Below are 1,332 nucleotides of genomic sequence, written 5' to 3' on the forward strand. Positions count from 1 at the left end.
GTCTGAACCGCCCCTTGTTTGCCGGAGACCTTCAACCTGACTAAGGATGAGGGCTATGGAAAAGAGTAAGACATCAAATCGTTATTCACCAGAGATGCGGGCGCGTGCCGTCCGCATGGTGCTGGAGCATCAAGGCTCCTATGAAACGCAATCCGCTGCGGTAGCTGCGATTGCCCCCAAGATTGGCTGCATCCCAGAGACATTGAGGGTCTGGGTTCGGCAGGCGGAAAAGGACAGCGGGATGCGCGAAGGGGTCACCAGCGCCGAGCGTGAGCGGATCAAGGATCTGGAACGTGAGGTGAAGCAACTTCGCCAAGCCAACGAGATATTGCGCAAGGCGTCAGCTTATTTTGCGCAGGCGGAACTCGACCGCCCATTCAAACCATGATCGCGTTTGTCGACGATCACCGGGCAATTCATGGGGTCGAGTCAATTTGCAGAACCCTGCAGATTGCCCCATCCGGCTATTATGCGCGGCTCGCGGTGCGGGCCGATCCGAGCAAGGCCTCGGCGCGTCAGCAGCGAGACGCGGTCTTGCGGCCCAAGATCAAGAAAGTTTGGAACGATAACTGGCAGGTCTACGGGGTTCGCAAAACCTGGCGGCAGTTGTGCCGTGAAGGTGAGGCTGCGGCGCGCTGCACCGTAGCACGCCTCATGGCTGGCATGGGATTGCGAGGAATTGTTCGCGGAAAGGCCGTGAAAACAACGATCCCGGATACTTCCATGCCATGTCCACGCGACAAGGTGAACCGCAAATTCCGGGCGCCAGCGCCAAATATGTTGTGGGTCAGCGACTTCACTTACGTCTCAACATGGCAGGGGTTTGTTTATGTCGCATTCGTGATCGACACCTTCGCCAACCGCATCGTCGGCTGGAAGGCGTCGCGGTCTGCCAAGACCGACTTCGTTCTCGATGCACTTGAGCAGGCACTTTATGCCCGCCGTCCGGCTCATCAGGGCGGACTGATCCACCACAGCGACAGGGGAAGCCAATACGTCTCAATCCGATATACCGAGCGTTTAGGAAAAGCGGGCATCGAACCATCCGTTGGCAGCGTCGGCGACGCCTATGACAACGCTTTGGCCGAGACCATCAACGGCCTTTACAAAACCGAGGTCATCCGGCGGCGCAGTTCATGGAAAACAATGGAGCAGGTCGAGCTGGAAACCCTAAAATGGGTCGACTGGTTTAACAACCGCCGACTGCTTGAGCCCATCGGAAACATCCCACCGGCCGAAGCAGAGGAGGCCTTCTATGCAAACTTGAATACACTCGATATGGTCGCGTGAAACGGACTAATTGGTCTCCAGCAAAGCTGGGGCGGTTCAGTC

General features: G+C 57.3%; 1 protein-coding gene and 1 other annotated feature. The gene reads left to right on the top strand.

Going from position 1 to position 1,332, the window contains the following annotated elements; translation table 11 throughout:
* Positions 1 to 55: 55 nt before the first annotated feature.
* A protein-coding gene (locus EGN72_RS00270; protein ID WP_127044680.1) for an IS3 family transposase occupies positions 56 to 1,290 on the top strand; the annotation gives its coding sequence in 2 pieces (ribosomal slippage) (positions 56 to 350 and positions 350 to 1,290; 1,236 coding nt in all).
* Positions 343 to 459: a sequence feature (AL1L pseudoknot), on the top strand. (Overlaps the previous gene by 117 nt.)
* Positions 1,291 to 1,332: the final 42 nt, after the last annotated feature.

It is taken from the genome of Pseudorhodobacter sp. E13, from assembly GCF_003991405.1.
Taxonomy (GTDB): domain Bacteria; phylum Pseudomonadota; class Alphaproteobacteria; order Rhodobacterales; family Rhodobacteraceae; genus Pseudorhodobacter.